This is a genomic window from Pantoea sp. AN62, from assembly GCF_050432985.1.
Lineage (GTDB): Bacteria > Pseudomonadota > Gammaproteobacteria > Enterobacterales > Enterobacteriaceae > Pantoea > Pantoea brenneri.
This window is the reverse complement of sequence record NZ_JBNPYB010000017.1, coordinates 40428-55320: the sequence shown is the minus strand read 5'-3', so window position 1 is coordinate 55320 and position 14893 is coordinate 40428. Positions and strand designations below refer to the sequence as shown.

19 protein-coding genes are annotated in these 14893 nt (G+C 60.8%); all 19 read left to right on the top strand.

Annotated elements, in window-relative coordinates:
- The first annotated feature begins 5 nt into the window (after positions 1–5).
- Complete coding sequence (gene traL, locus FHW04_RS19085) at positions 6–308, top strand: type IV conjugative transfer system protein TraL (RefSeq protein WP_069027100.1); 303 nt, start codon at positions 6–8, stop codon at positions 306–308.
- Between the two features lie 44 nt (positions 309–352).
- Complete coding sequence (locus tag FHW04_RS19080; protein ID WP_089562092.1) at positions 353–952, top strand: TraE/TraK family type IV conjugative transfer system protein; 600 nt, start codon at positions 353–355, stop codon at positions 950–952.
- 4 nt (positions 953–956) lie between these two features.
- Positions 957–1694, top strand: a complete 738-nt coding sequence (gene traK / locus FHW04_RS19075) for an F-type conjugal transfer protein TraK (protein WP_179420098.1) — start codon at positions 957–959, stop codon at positions 1692–1694.
- Complete coding sequence (gene traB / locus FHW04_RS19070) at positions 1691–3079, top strand: F-type conjugal transfer pilus assembly protein TraB (protein ID WP_089562093.1); 1389 nt, start codon at positions 1691–1693, stop codon at positions 3077–3079. Before traK ends, traB begins: the two co-directional genes overlap by 4 nt.
- Positions 3080–3091: 12 nt before the next feature.
- The gene (gene rfaH, locus FHW04_RS19065) at positions 3092–3607 is read left to right on the top strand and encodes a transcription/translation regulatory transformer protein RfaH (RefSeq protein ID WP_089562094.1); all 516 of its coding nucleotides are present in this window, start codon (positions 3092–3094) and stop codon (positions 3605–3607) included.
- 55 nt (positions 3608–3662) lie between these two features.
- Positions 3663–4127 (top strand): hypothetical protein, encoded by a 465-nt coding sequence (locus tag FHW04_RS19060; protein ID WP_089562095.1) that lies wholly within the window; start codon positions 3663–3665, stop codon positions 4125–4127.
- Positions 4120–4299 (top strand): hypothetical protein, encoded by a 180-nt coding sequence (locus FHW04_RS19055; RefSeq protein WP_089562096.1) that lies wholly within the window; start codon positions 4120–4122, stop codon positions 4297–4299. The genes FHW04_RS19060 and FHW04_RS19055 overlap by 8 nt, the downstream gene beginning before the upstream one ends.
- A 49-nt stretch (positions 4300–4348) precedes the next feature.
- The gene (locus FHW04_RS19050) at positions 4349–4594 is read left to right on the top strand and encodes a hypothetical protein (RefSeq protein ID WP_089562097.1); all 246 of its coding nucleotides are present in this window, start codon (positions 4349–4351) and stop codon (positions 4592–4594) included.
- A gap of 108 nt (positions 4595–4702) precedes the next feature.
- Positions 4703–5245, top strand: a complete 543-nt coding sequence (gene traV, locus FHW04_RS19045) for a type IV conjugative transfer system lipoprotein TraV (protein WP_089562098.1) — start codon at positions 4703–4705, stop codon at positions 5243–5245.
- 216 nt (positions 5246–5461) lie between these two features.
- Positions 5462–8107 (top strand): type IV secretion system protein TraC, encoded by a 2646-nt coding sequence (gene traC, locus FHW04_RS19040; RefSeq protein ID WP_094106370.1) that lies wholly within the window; start codon positions 5462–5464, stop codon positions 8105–8107.
- A gap of 14 nt (positions 8108–8121) precedes the next feature.
- Positions 8122–8568, top strand: coding sequence for a type-F conjugative transfer system protein TrbI (gene trbI / locus FHW04_RS19035; protein WP_089562100.1), 447 nt, complete (start codon positions 8122–8124; stop codon positions 8566–8568).
- Positions 8565–9188 carry a type-F conjugative transfer system protein TraW gene (traW, locus tag FHW04_RS19030; protein ID WP_089562101.1) on the top strand — a complete coding sequence of 208 codons (624 nt, stop codon included), beginning with the start codon at positions 8565–8567 and terminating at the stop codon, positions 9186–9188. Before trbI ends, traW begins: the two co-directional genes overlap by 4 nt.
- Positions 9185–9475: a hypothetical protein gene (locus FHW04_RS19025; RefSeq protein WP_089562102.1), complete on the top strand. Its 291-nt coding sequence runs from the start codon at positions 9185–9187 to the stop codon at positions 9473–9475. Before traW ends, FHW04_RS19025 begins: the two co-directional genes overlap by 4 nt.
- Before the next feature lie 244 nt (positions 9476–9719).
- Positions 9720–10127 carry a hypothetical protein gene (locus FHW04_RS19020; protein ID WP_143811586.1) on the top strand — a complete coding sequence of 136 codons (408 nt, stop codon included), beginning with the start codon at positions 9720–9722 and terminating at the stop codon, positions 10125–10127.
- Between the two features lie 138 nt (positions 10128–10265).
- Entirely contained in the window at positions 10266–10607 is a 342-nt protein-coding gene (locus tag FHW04_RS19015; RefSeq protein ID WP_089562104.1) for a hypothetical protein, read from the top strand.
- Positions 10604–11596 (top strand): conjugal transfer pilus assembly protein TraU, encoded by a 993-nt coding sequence (traU, locus tag FHW04_RS19010; protein WP_089562105.1) that lies wholly within the window; start codon positions 10604–10606, stop codon positions 11594–11596. Before FHW04_RS19015 ends, traU begins: the two co-directional genes overlap by 4 nt.
- Positions 11597–11605: 9 nt before the next feature.
- Positions 11606–12235, top strand: a complete 630-nt coding sequence (trbC, locus tag FHW04_RS19005; protein ID WP_089562106.1) for a type-F conjugative transfer system pilin assembly protein TrbC — start codon at positions 11606–11608, stop codon at positions 12233–12235.
- Entirely contained in the window at positions 12232–14094 is a 1863-nt protein-coding gene (gene traN, locus FHW04_RS19000) for a type-F conjugative transfer system mating-pair stabilization protein TraN (protein WP_089562107.1), read from the top strand. The genes trbC and traN overlap by 4 nt, the downstream gene beginning before the upstream one ends.
- On the top strand, positions 14091–14888 hold the full coding sequence (gene traF, locus FHW04_RS18995) for a type-F conjugative transfer system pilin assembly protein TraF (RefSeq protein WP_089562108.1): 798 nt from the start codon (positions 14091–14093) through the stop codon (positions 14886–14888). The genes traN and traF overlap by 4 nt, the downstream gene beginning before the upstream one ends.
- Positions 14889–14893: the final 5 nt, after the last annotated feature.

The window sequence follows — 14893 nt, the reverse complement described above, 5'->3', positions numbered from 1 at the left end:
CCGTCATGGACAGGGAATCGCTTCAGTATCAGTTCCCGGAAACCCTCAATCAGCAGAAACGCCTGGCCGGACTCCCCACTGAGGAGGCCGTACTCATCATTGCGTGCGGCGTCATCGGTTTTTTCTGCGACATGTTCATTGTGATGCTGATTGTGGCCGGCGCGCTCTGGCTGTTAGTCCGCCACCTGAAGAAGGGGCAGGGCACCTGGTGGCTCATGAACCTTCTTTACTGGTACCTGCCGACCGCGCTGCTCCGGCTGCAGTTCCGCCGGGTGCCCGATTCGGGCAACCGGCACTGGATGCAGTAACCCGCGCGCCATCTTCGGGTGGCGCTTATTAAAAGGATAACGCTATGAAGTATCAGGTCCGGGAGGGGCGCAACCGGGTAATCATTCTGGCCCTGTGCGCCCTTTCGCTGCTCGTGTTTATTCTCGCCGTCAGTACCGTCGTGACCGGCGGGCTGGCGTGGCATTTTGCAAAAACGCAGAGGACCCTGACCACCCCCATGATGTTTGACCGCCCGTTCCTCTCCGATTCCGCCTCCGGAGACGCGGCCTTAAACGGCATGCTGGTGCGCTCTTTCGTCAACCTCCGTCTTTCCGTCACGCCCGAAACCGTGGACAGCCAGCACGCCGCCCTGCTGCGCTTCGTTCCCGCTGAGTACCGTGACGACATGAAAAAGCAGCTCGCCGCCGAAGCTGAGTACATCAAAAAAAACGGCGTCTCTTCCGTGTTCCGCATTGATGATGAAATCACCGACTCCACCACCGGTGACATCACTGTGCAGGGCACGCTGAGCGCCAGCACCACTAACGGCACCCTGAACATTTCGCTTCCGGATGCCAGTAAAGCCTACCGGCTCAGCGTGCACTACGTGGACGGTCTTATCCGCCTGACGGCCTTCCCCGAGGTGCCCTGGACTCAACCTGAACGCCGCCCGCAACAGGACTGAACCGATGAAAATGACCCTTTCCGCCCTGGCCGTTGCCGGCGCGCTGGCGCTGCTGCCTGCCGCCGCGCAGGCCGCCGTACCCGGCCCGGCCGGGACCCCGTTTGAAAATAATGCGCACCTGAAGGCGCAGATGAGTAACACCAGTCCTAACAAAATCATCATCGACGGCGAGCTGATTACCGGCATCACCGGTCCGGACAATGCCTATCTCAAAGCCAACACCGCTGACGGCGCGCTGCTGATTACGCCGCTGACCGGGCAGGACTTCACCATCTTCCTGGAAACGGCTGGCGGCGTGGGTGTCTCGATCGACGTGTCGCCGAAGCCCGGCAACGGCCGCACGCTGCACCTGATACCGGCAGACGTGCCGCTTAAGCCCAACCCGGATGCGAAGGTGTGGGAGGAGAGTCAGCCCTTCCAGAAAACGCTGGTCAGCGTGGCCCGCAACGTGGTGAACGGCGACGTGCCGGAGAGCTACACCGAGGTAAAGGCCTCGCGCGGTCCGGCGTATAACCCGCCTGCGGGCGTGCTGCTCACCCCGGAGCGTCAGCTTACCGGCTCCCACCTGCGGGTTATGCGCTACCGCATGAAAAACACCGGCTACGTGACGCGGCCGCTGAGCGAAAAGCAGTTCTGGCAGAAGGGTGTGCGCGCGGTGATGCTCTCAACCCGCACGCTCTACGCTAACGGTGAAGGCTTCGTGTGGGTGATTTTCTCGGCTGACACGGAGGGCGGGGCATGAGCAACATCAATACCGCCACGCGCCGGCGCCAGTGGGTGATTGCCGGCGTCGCCGCCGCGGTCATGCTGGCCGTTGGCGGGGGTATATGGGCGTACTCGCACCATCAGGCAGAGCTGAACCGGCCTGCCCCGAAAAAGACCCCGGACCTGACCGGCAGCCTGGTGAACACCTCCTTTACCGAGGGCGTGGCCACCTCCGCGTTGCAGCAGCAGCAGGACAAGACCGCGGGCCTTGAGCGGGACCTCGGTACGCTGACCAGCTCGCTGAAAAACCAGAATGAGGAGCTGAAGAAACAACTCACCGGCATGGCCAATGCCATCAGCCAGCTGCAGACGCAGCAGGCACAGGGTGGCAGAACGCAAAATGGTCCTGCAGCCACCACACCGGCGGCAGGCACGCCACCTGTTAATGCGCCGGTTTCCAGCGGCCCGAGCGGTCCGGCGCAGTGGAGCATCACTAACCCGGGCAGCGGGCCCGCCGCCGGGCAGAGCGGCCAGTTTTATCCGTCGCCGGGGCAGGGCTTTTATCCTGGCACCGGCACGGTGCGGCCGGGCGGCCTGAGCCGCGATACCTTCACCTACGCTGCGCTTACCGAGAAAAAGACAAAACTTCCCTGGATACCTTCCGGGTCGTTCTCCGAGGCGGTCATGATTGAGGGGGCTGATGCCAACGCCAGCGTGACCGGTCAGCAGAATACCTCGCCGGTGGTCATCACCCTGCTTGGCGATGTCTCCATGCCCAACGGTAAAACCTGGAACATGGACCAGTGCCGCGTGACCGGTGAGATGTACGGTGATATCTCCAGCGAGCGCGGCGAGGTCCGCACCAAAAACATCAGCTGCATCCTGAAAAACGGCAAACACATCGACATGCCGTTCGACGGGCACGTCTCCTTCCAGGGCAAGGTGGGCATCCGCGGCAAGCCGGTGATGCGTAACGGCGCCATCATCGCCAACGCCGGGGCGGCCGGCCTGCTGTCCGGCTTCGGTGAAGGCATTAAGTCCGCCGCCACGCCAACGGTCGGACTCGGTGGCAGCGCCTCTGTGGGCGCCGGCGACATCTTCAAACAGGGCCTCGGTGGCGGTGCCAGCAAGGCAGCGGACACGCTGAGCCAGTACTGGATTAAGCGCGCCGAGCAGTATCACCCGGTCATTGATATCGGTGCCGGCAACGCCGTGACCGTGGTGTTCCAGCAGGGCTTCCGCCTGGAAACGATTGAGGACGCCGAAGCAGAAAAAGCGAAGCAGGAGGTACCACAGGCCGCCGTGCAGCAGACCGCGGCGGTCGCACCGGCAGGCAGTGGCACCGGCAGTGCACCGGTGTTAAACCCCGACGAAGTTCTGCGTCAGGCCAGCCAGCTGCGCCTCGGCGATACCATAAACTGAGAGGAGTGAGTGATGGAAAACTGGTACGTGGCACAGACGAGGTTTGCACAGGAAAAGCGCGCGCAGCAGCAGCTGCAGCAGCAGGGCGTCACCTGTCTGCTGCCGGTGTTTTCGCAGGTGCGGCTGCGCAACGGCACGGTCAGAGCCGTTACACCGCAGCCGCTCTTCCCGGGCTACCTTTTTGTGCGCTTCGATCCGGAGGTAGTGCACACCACCGCCATCAAGGGCACGCGCGGGATTTCCACGCTCATCAGTTTCGGCAGCCTGCCCTCGGTCGTGCCCGACAGCGTCATTGCGCGACTGGAGGCGGGCTGGGAGGGTGCTCCGCTGACAACGGACGCGCCGCTGAACGGAGACAGGGTGATGATTGAAGACGGGGTGTTTGAAGGGCTTGAGGCGGTGTGGTGCGAACCTGACGGCATGAAGCGGGCCATCCTGCTGCTGACGCTGATGAACCGGCAGGTACGCGTACCGGTTGAGAGCCACATGCGCTTTCATATCACCACACGCGGGCAGGAGGCGGCATGAAAGCACTGATGAAACGCTGGAGTTAACCGCTCATTTTTCGAAAGGAGTCAGCAGCATGAGTTTAACAATCCAGAAGAAGCGCCGCCGTAAACTGGCACAGATACGATACCTTGTGGCCTGCTGGAAGCGCCGCCATCTGCCGTATGGCGGCACGCTGGCGACCTGTGTGCTTGCCGGTCTGGCATTCGCGGTGCTCTGGCGTGAGTACGCTGCACACTCTGCGTGGGCAGGCCGGGCACTGGTTATACCCGTGTTCATTGCTGTAGCAGCTGTTATCAGCCGCCTGCGGGAGCCGCTGAACTGGCAGGACCTGCTGGCCAGTAAGCTTGAGGCATACACACCTCATGACCTTCCTGCGTATCGCGATTTGCAGCGGGTGGTTAAAGAGGCAGGATTTATTGAGGCATCAATGCTCGAATTCTGGCTTAAGAAAGAGACAGAGGCCGTCTTTAAACCCGCCCGGCGTGATTTTGCCTTTACTGAACGCCAGCCTGAAGAAGGTATAAGTGAAGATGAATAAACACAACCAGCGTGAAGTGCATATCCGGCTCTGTGCGCTGCGGCTTCGTTACCGGCGAGCCTGGCAGACACAGGCGGGCAGCTGCCAGCTGGCCGCCATGCTGACTGAGATCGAGATGCTCCGTCAGCGCCTGGCCTCTGACGGCTCTCAGCCTGGTGCCGTGCGCCGCTAAGTTTTTACCTGCCGGCGTAACACACTTTTCAGCTTAACTGAGGTTCTTAATGATTCAGGAAAAAACGTCGCCGGAGCCGGATGCATTACTCATCCGCATCTCCCACCCTGCCGGCAATATGCTGTTCCGGCTTGAAAGGCTTAACGGCCGCCCGGTTCCGGATGCGGCGATACAGCGACTGGCAGAGAATTCCGGGCACGTATTAACACTGACGAACACCACGATTGATCAGCTGGCAATGTATATCACTGACGTCATTTGTCAGGTCTCGCCGGGCATTCAGCGTGCTAACTGAACCACCGATTTTCCGTGCCTTCACCAGGGCAACCCGCACCACCCGATTAACCTGCACCTTTTTATCTCCCTGACCCATCGCGGCACAGCCGCCACTGAGGACTCCACCATGCAGAAACTTTTTGCGTGCGCACTGCTGTGCGCTGCGCTGACCGGCTGCGCCGGCATGAACTCTGATTTTGACTGCAACAAAACCGCGACCGACCAGTGCCTGTCGATGTCCGACGCCAGCAAACTGGCATCGAAGCATCAGAGCCTGGACGACCTGACGGCAGAAAAGGAGGCCGGCCCAAAGCCTGCCGCTGAGGCGCTGGCGACGCCCGGCAACGCGAAGCCCGCCGTCAGCCCTTACCGCCCGGTAAGCATGGCAACGTCTGCCCCGCGTCCGGTTAAGGGACAGGACGTGACCGCAGACAGCCTGCGCGCGTCCACGGTGCCGGTTCGTACTGGCACCACCGGCCCTGTGGTCCCGGGTGACTACAGCGGACCGGGACAGGTGGACGCCCGCCGCATTCCTGACGCGACGCAGCGCCTGTGGATTGCGCCCTGGGTGGATGAGCAGGACAGCTTTCATCAGCCCGCCGTGGTGGAGTTCGTGAAAGAGAAGTCCCGCTGGGATGAAGATTTCCGCGTAATCAGCGAGGGGGAGTAATGAAAAAGCGGTTTTCATTCAGCAGTGCCTGTGAACGGCGGGCACCCGCATCGTCTGCAGCTGCGCTGCATCATCGGGTCAGGCCCGGACTGATGTTTGCGGATGTGCCCCCTTATGGACACGTCTTTGCGCACAGTACGCCCGAAGCCGGAAACTCCGCGCGCTTCCATACCCTGATAAAGGCCGCGCTGAAAACAGACCGCGCCGGAGGTCAGCATGATCAATAACGTTATCGATCACCTTACCGGCATCTTCAGCAGCAGCCGGGATGAGGGCGGTGCCAGAATGGCGCGCCAGAGGCTGCAGGAGAGCTTCAGCTACCCGTCGCTGACCAGCCTGCTGCCGTGGCGTGAGTTTGACGAGAAATCTGAACTCTTCATTAACAGCCGCTCGGTCGGCTTCATCATGGAAGTGGCCCCGCTCGCCGGCGCCAATCAGCAGGTGGTACAGGCGCTCGATGACCTGCTGCGCAAAAAGCTGCCCCGTAAAACGCCGGTTACGGTGCTGATGGTGGCCAGCAAGTGCGTGGGCGACATGCTGGAAAACGGGCTGAGCCGCGACATGTGGAAGGGCGACATGGCGCCGCGCCTGAACGCCATCACCAAAGCTTTCTGGGAGCGCTCGGCGCTGAAGGGGCTGGCCAACGAGCGCGAGTACCCGCTGTATCTGCGTAACTACCGCGTTTTCCTGGTGTATGCGCACCCGGGCACCGGCGGCATCAAGTCGCTGGACGCGGTGGCACAGGTGCGCGAAACGCTCCGCGTCTCGATGCTGGCCGCACACATGGACACCCGCCGCGTGGGGCCGACTGAGTTTTTATCCGTCATCCGCGAGCAGCTGAACTACCGGCCGGGGCAGGTCAGTGCGGGCAGCGAGCACTGGAATCCGGAGCAGGAGCTGCACCGGCAGTGCGTGGACACCAGTACCGAAATGGAGGTTCATCCGGATCACCTGAAACTCACTACCGCACGGCAGCACAGCGATCGCGCGGTCAGCGACAGCAGTGACAGCGCGGTGGTCAGCACGCGCATCGTGAATATGCAGCTGACAAAGGTGCCGAAGCAGTTCGCGCTCTGGCAGGCAGCGGACAACCTGCAGAACATGCGGTTTCCCGATCTGGGCATCCCCTGTCCGTTCCTGCTGAGCTGGACCATCTGCGTGGAGGACCAGGTCAGCAGCCAGAATGAGGCGTTCCGTAAGGAGCAGGACATGGGCAAGAAGGCCAACTCCTCCTACGGCAAGATGTTCCCCAATACGCAGCGCACCTATGAAGAGTGGCGGGACCTGCGCATGGGGCTGGCCAGCAACGAAATCGCGATGTGCAGCTTTAACCTCAACCTGACGCTGTTCACGCCCGACAGCGACAGCGAGCAGCAGCGCTGTGAACTCTCCGCCATCAACGTGTTCCGCAAAAATGACCTGGAAATGTCCGCACCCCGCTACCAGCAGCTGCGCAACTGGATGACCTCGCTGCCGTTCGTGATGCAGGAGGGGCTCTGGGACGACATGAAGCACATGAATGCCACCCTGCGCTGCAAGAGCTTCAACGCCGTCAACCTCATGCCGGTGGTAGCTGAACGGCAGATGGCGGCATCGGGCAGCCCGCTGCCGACCTACCGCAACGCGCTGGCCTTCTTTGACATGTTCAGCGAAAGCAACGGGGCCACCAACTTCAATATTGCCGTTACCGGCACCACCGGCGCGGGTAAGAGCTTCTTCATACAGGAAATCCTGCGGCAGGTGCTGAACGCCGGTGGCTTCGGGTGGGTTATCGACATGGGGGGCAGTTACAAAAACTTCTGCCGGCAGGCGGGCGGAGCCTACCTGGACGGCGCGACGCTGCGCTTTAACCCGTTCGCTAACGTGCGGGACATTAAAGAGTCCGCCGAGGGCATTCAGGGGCTGCTCACCGTACTGGCCAGCCCCAACGAACCGCTGGATAAGGTCAGCGAAACCATCCTGCTCAAAGGCGTGGTGGCGGCCTACGAGGCGAAACAGAACACCGCGCGCATAGACGACGTGGTGCTGTACATGAAGTCTGCGGCGGTCAGGGAAGAATATGGCCAGCAGCCGACGATCATGAACCGCATCAACGAGCTGGTGCTGCTGCTGGACCGCTGGTGCACGTGGGGTGCCAACGGCGACTATTTTAACTCGGACAAGCCGACGCTCGACGGCGACACGCGCTTTGCCGTGCTGGAGCTGCTGAGTCTGGAAAATCAGCCGCACCTGCTCTCGGCCATCCTGTACTCGCTGATTCTGGCCATTCAGGAAAAAATGTACCACTCACCGCGCAGCCTGAAGAAGGTCGCTATTATCGATGAAGCCTGGCGCCTGTTCAGCGGCTCTAACCCGCACGCGGCCCGCTTTATCGAAACCGGTTACCGTACGGTGCGCCGCCACCGCGGGGCGTTCATCACCATCACGCAGGGCATCAAGGACTTTACCGGCACCAAAGATCAGGCCGCACCGCCGGCTGCGGCGGCGGCATGGGACTGTTCGGGCACCAAAGTTACCCTGCTGCAGGATGCGAAAGCATTCAAAACCTACCTCAACTCCAACCCGGATCAGTTCAGTGAGGTTGAAACGCAGGTTATCCGCGGCTTCCAGCCCGCGCGCGATACCGGCTTCAGCTCGGTAATGATCTCAACGGGCGAAAACAGCTCCTTCCACCGGGTGTTCGTTGATCCGGTGACGCGCGCCATGTTCAGCACCCGCGGGGAAGACTACCAGTACATGACAGAAGCGCAGAAGGCCGGGGCGACCAGTGAAGAGGCCGCCTACCTGCTGGCCTGTGAGCCGCACATGTACCAGGCCGAGATGCGGGAGCTGGAGCGCTGGGCCGGCCTGACCACTGCTTAAAAGAGGAATAAACGATGCAGGAAGACAGACAGCCGCCTCTGCAGGCGGATGCAGAAAACGCTGATAACGCAGGGGGGAGTAACCGTGTTCGGGTGAGCGCCGCTGCGCGGCTGCTGCGAAGCCGTGGAATCCAGCTTACCGCGTACGCGGCGCTGGTCATCGCGCTCAGCGCCGGGGTCAGTGCGCTGGTTGCAAAGGCCGTGCAGCCCGATTATGTGGTGTTCGATATGAAAGGCACCATCGACACCTTCCGGCAGCAGACCGCGCAGTCAGCACTGGATAAGGACAGGCTGGCTGCGCTGACGAAACGCTTTGGCGCAGCGCTGGACGCGAGCCTCTCAGACTGGCAGGCCGCGCACGGCGGCGTCATTCTGGTGAAGGGGGCGGTGGTTGCCGGCATCACTGATATCACACCCGTTATTCAGGCCGACATTGCCCGTCAGATGCAGGGGGTGCCATGAGGCAACTCGCCACAGCGGTTGTTCTGCTCGCCACAGTGGTTGCTTATCCCGCGCAGGCGAAAGAGCTCGGCACCATCGGGCACCTGTTCCCCATCGCCGAACCGGATCTGCTGGCCTTTATCGGCCAGCGTCTGCAGGGCATGAAGGACAGCGGCGAGATGGACCGCCTGCAGCGTGAGGCCGAAGCGCGGGTGAAAGCCCACGCCGTGCGTCCCGCACCGGTGGCCGGGCTGACGCCGGCGAAGAAGGACCGCACGTTCCTGTATGACCCGACCTTTACGGTGCGGGAAACCATCCGCGACATGCGCGGTAACGTTATCGCCCGGGCGGGCGATAAGGTCAATCCGCTGGACAGGGTCGCCTTCAGCGAGACGCTCTACTTCGTCGACGGCGACAACCCGCAGCAGATGGCGTGGCTGAAGCCGCAGCTTGCCGGGCAGCAGAACTTTAAGGTCATTCTGGTTAAGGGCAACGTGCACGACAGCAGCATTGCGCTGGATGAGCCGGTGTACTTCGACCAGTACGGCACGTTAACAACAAAATTCGGCTTTGAGCACACCCCGGTGCGCATTACGCGCGCAGACAAAATGCTCAGGGTGGAGGAGGTGGCACTGAAATGAGTCACAGCACACAGGGGCAGACCGCTCCGCATAAAGTAAAACGTCATAACGCCCAGGTCCGCCTGGATGATGATGATAAAGCCGGGCTTCGTCGCATGACCGCCGAGTTTCCGCTTTATTCGGAGTCGGTGATCCTGCGCGCCGCGCTGCAGACGCTGCTGGCGTGCAGCGGAGAGGTCAGGTCGGCCATTGTGCTGGCTTCCCTGACGGATAAGGACGTGGGTGAGATCATGCGCCGTCACGGCATGCAGCCAGCATCTGAAGGGGAGGGATCGCATGCAGTATGACCTTGTGCAGAGACTGGTAAATGACTGGCAGCATTCTGACAAGATATTCGAGGCTGCACCCGTTCAGCTGCAGGCCGGGCCGGTGGTAAGCCCGGTACAGACGGGGCCTGTCCCGTCCGTGTGCCGTGCCGAAATATCACTGGCACCGGAGAGCATCAGCGCGTTTACCTCAAACCTGCCGGCTGTGGGTGGTTTCATCGTCCTGGTAGCGATGGCCATTGTCATTGTCCGGGCCGGAAGGAGAATGACTCCCGAGAGACCAGATACAATGCGCGTCGCTTACGGCACATCCTTTCCGGCACCGTTTGGCAGCCGTGAGATGGCAGCCCTTGCAGCGGATGAGGCAAACAGCCACTACTGGCAGTTCATGCTGGCTGCATTTGGCGGCGCGCTGGAGGCGGAAGGCTTTGCGCTTCGCGCAGAGCCGCGGGCAAAGGTCCCGTTGCCCCCTTCTGTCCGGGCCCGCGTGGGTGTGGCCATCGTAAAGGCGCGTTACCACTACCTCGCGCCGCGCCAGAGTGACGACACGGCAGAGACGATGCTGCGTGATGCCGAAAAGGATGACTACACCGGCAGCTGGACGGACTGGTGTCAGCGGGGGGCAGAGGCGGCGGGCTGGTATGTTGTCAGGCGCGACGATCAGGAACTCTGATCACCTTTTCCTCCCCGCGATGCGCAGGCTGTTCGTTCCTCGCGCTGCTGCGGTACGCCTCAGCCTGCCCCCCGCAGGCAGGCCCGATTAACGTCTGACGCCGGCAGTTCCCCTGCCGCTATTACGGAATTTCACCCTATGACACACCCCGCTGAAATATCGGCTCAGCCGGTCGTGCGCGATCGCTGGGGCGGCTGGACGCATCCTGACTTTTTTGTGCCCGCTGACGGCAATGAATACCCGCAGCCCGGCGAGTTTGAGGCCTGGCTTAACGCGCATAATCTGGCGGCGGCCTTCACCTGGATGGAAAACGACGCGCCGGACTGGATGATGAAAGCCTTCCGGAACACAGGTGACTGCAGCCGCTGGGAGCCCTCCGGGCCTGCCGGGGAAGGCTGGTTTACCGGCAGTATTCACGATACCGATGACGGACCTGTGTGTGTCTGGCTCCGCAAAAAGCAGGAGGTGCGGAACGCATGAAACGCGCACTCTTCATTTTATGCCTTCTGTTGACGGCAATTATTGCCAGGCCCGCGATGGCGGCAACCAGTAATGCCGGCGACGGCCGATGGGTGAACCCCATCAGCGATGTCTGCTGGAAATGTCTGTTTCCGATGTCGCTGGGCAGTATTCAGCTTGCATCAGGCGCGCACCCGGATACGCCTAACCCTGCCTCACCCATTCAGCTCTGCTCTTACGGTATTTTCTATCGTCTCGGGCTTGCGATCGGCTTCTGGGAACCGCTGGCGCTCACTGACGTCACCCGCGAGCCTGGCGTGATGGTGAACATGGGGGGGTTTAAGATTGATCTCGGCCGCACCGGCACGGGGCGTGGCGGACAGAGTGATTCACCCACGCCCGGCAGCTTCTATCACGTTCACTGGTACAAATACCCGCTGATTTTCTGGCTGAACATTATTACCAGCGAAGGCTGTATGCAGACCGGTGATATGGACATTGCGTATCTGTCAGAGGTCGATCCGCTCTGGAACGACAGCACGCTGGCCATGATCCTTAATCCCGAAGTGGCGCTGTTTAATAACCTGCTTGCGCAGGGCGCCTGTGCTGCAGACTCGATTGCTTCTACGGCTGGCGTACCGCTGGACCCGCTGTTCTGGTGCGCAGGTGCTCAGGGCTCGATGTATCCGTTTACGGGCTTCACCAGTAATGAGTTTTCGCCGCTTGAAGCCTCCCTGCTGGTCAGTGAGCGCATGGCCTTCAAGCTGCACCGGGAGGGACTGGTTATGGAGACGGTCGGGGCGGACGTCGCAGTCTGCTATGAATATCCGTCCCCGATCATCCCAAAATCACGCTGGCGTTATCAGATGGTAAACATGTACCCCGAACCCGGGGACTGCCACCCGTTCGGCACCACTACGCAGCTCTGGGGCTCGGTGCACAATTCACCGGCGACGAAAAAGAACTTCGGCTACCTCATGTGGCGAAAACGCAACTGCGTTTATCTGTAAGGACTCACCATGAAAAAAACTCTGATTACGGCGCTGCTTGCGGGCGCCGCGCTGCTGTGCGCAGAAATGGCGAATGCCGCTGAGCAGCCGACCGTGTCCGGCAGTGACATGGCTTACATGAAGCAGCAGCAGCGCGACCTGGAACTGTTCAAAAGCCAGCTGAAGGGCATGAATATCACGCTTCCTGATGCGCAGCAGGGGCGGGTGGCGCAGCTTCAGAACGAAATTGCCGCCGCACAGGCAGATCAGAACAGTGCAAGCCGTCCCACGCCACGGGCCGTCTATTTTGTCAGTCTGGGCATTCCGGAAGAGGGGCTGCTGCCGATGCTTGCAGACGCACGCCGCTTTGGCATACCGGCCACGCTGCGCGGCCTGCTGAACAACGACTTCCGTCAGACCGCTGAGACGATGTTTGAACTGTCCAAAAAAGACAAGCAGGCAGGGGTGCAGATCGACCCGACCCTGTATGAGCAGTACGGCATTAAGGCAGTGCCTGCGCTGGTTGTCACATGTGGTAGCCGGTTTGACGTGCTTTATGGCAGCCTGCCGGTAAAGCAGGCACTCGAAGAGGTTAAACAGCGTGGCGACTGCAGCAGCACTGCCGCTCAGATCCTTCAGGGTACGGAGGTCACAAAATGACGCGACTCTTTCCGTTACTGCTTCTCTTACTGACAGGCAGTCAGTATGCACTTGCCGATGCGGTAAGTGACGCCTACAACGCCGGCGCGGGGTATGCCGGATCAAATAAAGGGCAGGGCACCGCTGCCGCGAAGGGAACTGACCCGGCGTCGGTCATCCCGGGTTACACGGCCAGTCCCCCGCAGGGCGGCTATTATGGCGGCGTGCAGGGTGGTGACGGTGGCATAGCGGATAAAGGCCAGACTGAACTGGGCCACAACGAAGCCGGTCAGGCCGTCTCTGATTCGTCAACCAAAAATCCGGCTGTAACCATCGATCCTGACGCTGACTTTATTCAGAACGGGAAGAATGCGGAAGCCAACAGCGGCACGATTGTTGATGGCACCAACAGTCAGTGCACCACGAAAGTGGTATCGAAGTCGGTGTTTGAAAACTACAGCTGCGATCGTGACGTAAATCAGGTTCAGACGTGTGCGCGAACCGGGAGCGTGACTGTTGTCGGATCAAGCCATACCGAAACCCGCACGCTCAGCCTCCAGCTGACCAACGCCTCACGTGTCGGGGATGAAGTCAAAGTCGACTTTACCTTTCCGGAAACCGCGACCCTTATCAGTGCCACGACACAGCTGGTTTATACCCCGGCTCCTTCCTATAAAGAGGGGATTAACTACGCCACAACCATCCTGAACAACAGCGTGACGCTCCGGTATGGCAGTGGTGCGGTGTCGCTCGGTGTGGCAGGCATACAGGTTAATGCGGGACAGACCTACTCTGCGATGGTTGCGCCCGCGCTGAGCTCCGGCAGTAATCACGATAAACCTGTTACCACGCTGATTAGCTACCTGCAGAAAGGTACCACCCTCTTTCACCTCGACGTGACGTATAACGTAACCGTGTCAGACAAAAAAGCTGACACGACCTGGTCTGAAAGCTGCAGCTTTGACAAATCCCAGGCCACTGCCAGTACCGGCAGCGTCTGTACCGATCCTGGGGGAACCCGGACCGTGACTTCTGACGGTCAGACCTTTACGCAGACGCAGGGCTGCTGGCAATACCAGGACAGCTACATCGTGCCGGTTAATTCCACCGGTAACTGTGCCCAGCTGATGGCTGACCGGAACTGCACTATCGCGGCGCGCGGCTGTACTCAGACAGAAGGCGGCACCTGCCTGCACGAGCAGGATACGTATCAGTGCCAGACCACGTACAGCTCAGAAGGGCTGCTGTGCGGCGGTCAGTACTTCTGCCGTACCGGTGACTGCGGTGGAACCGACGGCGCGGGCGACAGCGGTTTTGATACCGCGGTAGCGAAGCTTGCCGGCCTGGCCTCCGCCGGCGATGACGTGAAGAACGGCGATCAGATAAACATCAAAGCCTTTACCGGACAGGCGCTCTACTGCCGTAAGGCAATGGCGGGCTTTTCAAACTGCTGCGTTGATACCGGCTGGGGCAACAGCTCGGGGCTGGCCAACTGCAACAGTGACGAAATGGCCATCGGTAAGGCGAAGGCCAAGAAGGTGACCGTACTGGTCGGCGAAGCCTGTAATAAGGCCGTGCTCGGGGTGTGCGTGCAGAAGAAGCAGGCGTACTGCGTGTTCGGCGGCAAGCTCGCCCGCATTATCCAGGAGCAGGGACGGCGCGATCAGCTGCACGTCAGCTTTGGCAGCGGAGACTCACCGAACTGTCGCGGCATCACCGTTCCTGAACTGCAGGCTATTAACTTTGATCTGATTAACTTCCAGGACTTCTACAGCGACCTGATGGCCAACCAGAAAATCCCTGACTCAGCGACGATGGTTCAGCAGGCAAAGGACCGCATTGCCGCGCAGGTTAACGCGCAGACAGGAGGTAAGAAGTGAGGCGACTGCTCCTTGTCTTTTTGCTGATGGCGGGTGTGAGCCAGGCGGTTGCAGACGATGCACCGCCCGCTGATGCGGTGGTGGCACCGGCCGACCCGTTTACCGGCTGGCACTGGTACAACGAGCCGAAGAAAAAGCCGGACCCGCCCGCGCCGAAACCGCAGCCCGCGCCCCAGGTGCCGGACTTCAGCAGGCTGTCACCGTCAGAGCAGGCGGACGTTCTGAAAGGATATACAAAGGAGGCGCTGAACAATGCCATCCTTCATCCGTCTGCCGAGAACACCGCCACCTTTCTGCGCTGGCAGAAGTTCTGGACCGACCGCGCCTCGATGTTCAGCCAGTCGTTCGCCGTGGCGCAGCTCGATCATCCGGACCTCGACTACAACCTTGATCACCCGCACTACAACAGCACTGCGCCGCTGCAGCAGGCCCGGGATCAGGCCGAGCAGACCGCGGCGATCAGTCAGCTGTCAGGTGAGTACGGCCTGTTCTACTTCTACCGTGGAAGCGACCCGATTGATGCACAGATGGCGGGTGTGGTGGCGGACTTTGCCCGCCTGCGTCACATCTCACTGATCCCGGTGAGCGTGGACGGCACGGTATCGCCGCAGGTGCCCGACAGCCGGCCGGACTCTGGCCAGAGCGCGCGCATGGGGATCAGTCACTTCCCGGCGCTGTTCCTGGTCGACCCGAAGTCAAAAAGCTTCCGGCCGCTAGCCTACGGCTTCATGACCCAGGACGACCTGGCGAAGCGTTTTCTCAACGTGGCTACCGGCTTTAAACCTAACTTCTGAGGACC

Coding starts and splice junctions, on each gene's coding strand:
- FHW04_RS19060 (WP_089562095.1), top strand. CDS start 3,663: ATGAGTTTAACAATCCAGAAGAAGCGCCGCCGTAAACTGGCACAGATA.
- traB (WP_089562093.1), top strand. CDS start 1,691: ATGAGCAACATCAATACCGCCACGCGCCGGCGCCAGTGGGTGATTGCC.
- FHW04_RS19015 (WP_089562104.1), top strand. CDS start 10,266: ATGACACACCCCGCTGAAATATCGGCTCAGCCGGTCGTGCGCGATCGC.
- trbI (WP_089562100.1), top strand. CDS start 8,122: ATGCAGGAAGACAGACAGCCGCCTCTGCAGGCGGATGCAGAAAACGCT.
- FHW04_RS19050 (WP_089562097.1), top strand. CDS start 4,349: ATGATTCAGGAAAAAACGTCGCCGGAGCCGGATGCATTACTCATCCGC.
- FHW04_RS19020 (WP_143811586.1), top strand. CDS start 9,720: ATGACTCCCGAGAGACCAGATACAATGCGCGTCGCTTACGGCACATCC.
- FHW04_RS19055 (WP_089562096.1), top strand. CDS start 4,120: ATGAATAAACACAACCAGCGTGAAGTGCATATCCGGCTCTGTGCGCTG.
- traC (WP_094106370.1), top strand. CDS start 5,462: ATGATCAATAACGTTATCGATCACCTTACCGGCATCTTCAGCAGCAGC.
- traL (WP_069027100.1), top strand. CDS start 6: ATGGACAGGGAATCGCTTCAGTATCAGTTCCCGGAAACCCTCAATCAG.
- traW (WP_089562101.1), top strand. CDS start 8,565: ATGAGGCAACTCGCCACAGCGGTTGTTCTGCTCGCCACAGTGGTTGCT.
- trbC (WP_089562106.1), top strand. CDS start 11,606: ATGAAAAAAACTCTGATTACGGCGCTGCTTGCGGGCGCCGCGCTGCTG.
- traV (WP_089562098.1), top strand. CDS start 4,703: ATGCAGAAACTTTTTGCGTGCGCACTGCTGTGCGCTGCGCTGACCGGC.
- traN (WP_089562107.1), top strand. CDS start 12,232: ATGACGCGACTCTTTCCGTTACTGCTTCTCTTACTGACAGGCAGTCAG.
- FHW04_RS19080 (WP_089562092.1), top strand. CDS start 353: ATGAAGTATCAGGTCCGGGAGGGGCGCAACCGGGTAATCATTCTGGCC.
- traU (WP_089562105.1), top strand. CDS start 10,604: ATGAAACGCGCACTCTTCATTTTATGCCTTCTGTTGACGGCAATTATT.
- rfaH (WP_089562094.1), top strand. CDS start 3,092: ATGGAAAACTGGTACGTGGCACAGACGAGGTTTGCACAGGAAAAGCGC.
- FHW04_RS19025 (WP_089562102.1), top strand. CDS start 9,185: ATGAGTCACAGCACACAGGGGCAGACCGCTCCGCATAAAGTAAAACGT.
- traK (WP_179420098.1), top strand. CDS start 957: ATGAAAATGACCCTTTCCGCCCTGGCCGTTGCCGGCGCGCTGGCGCTG.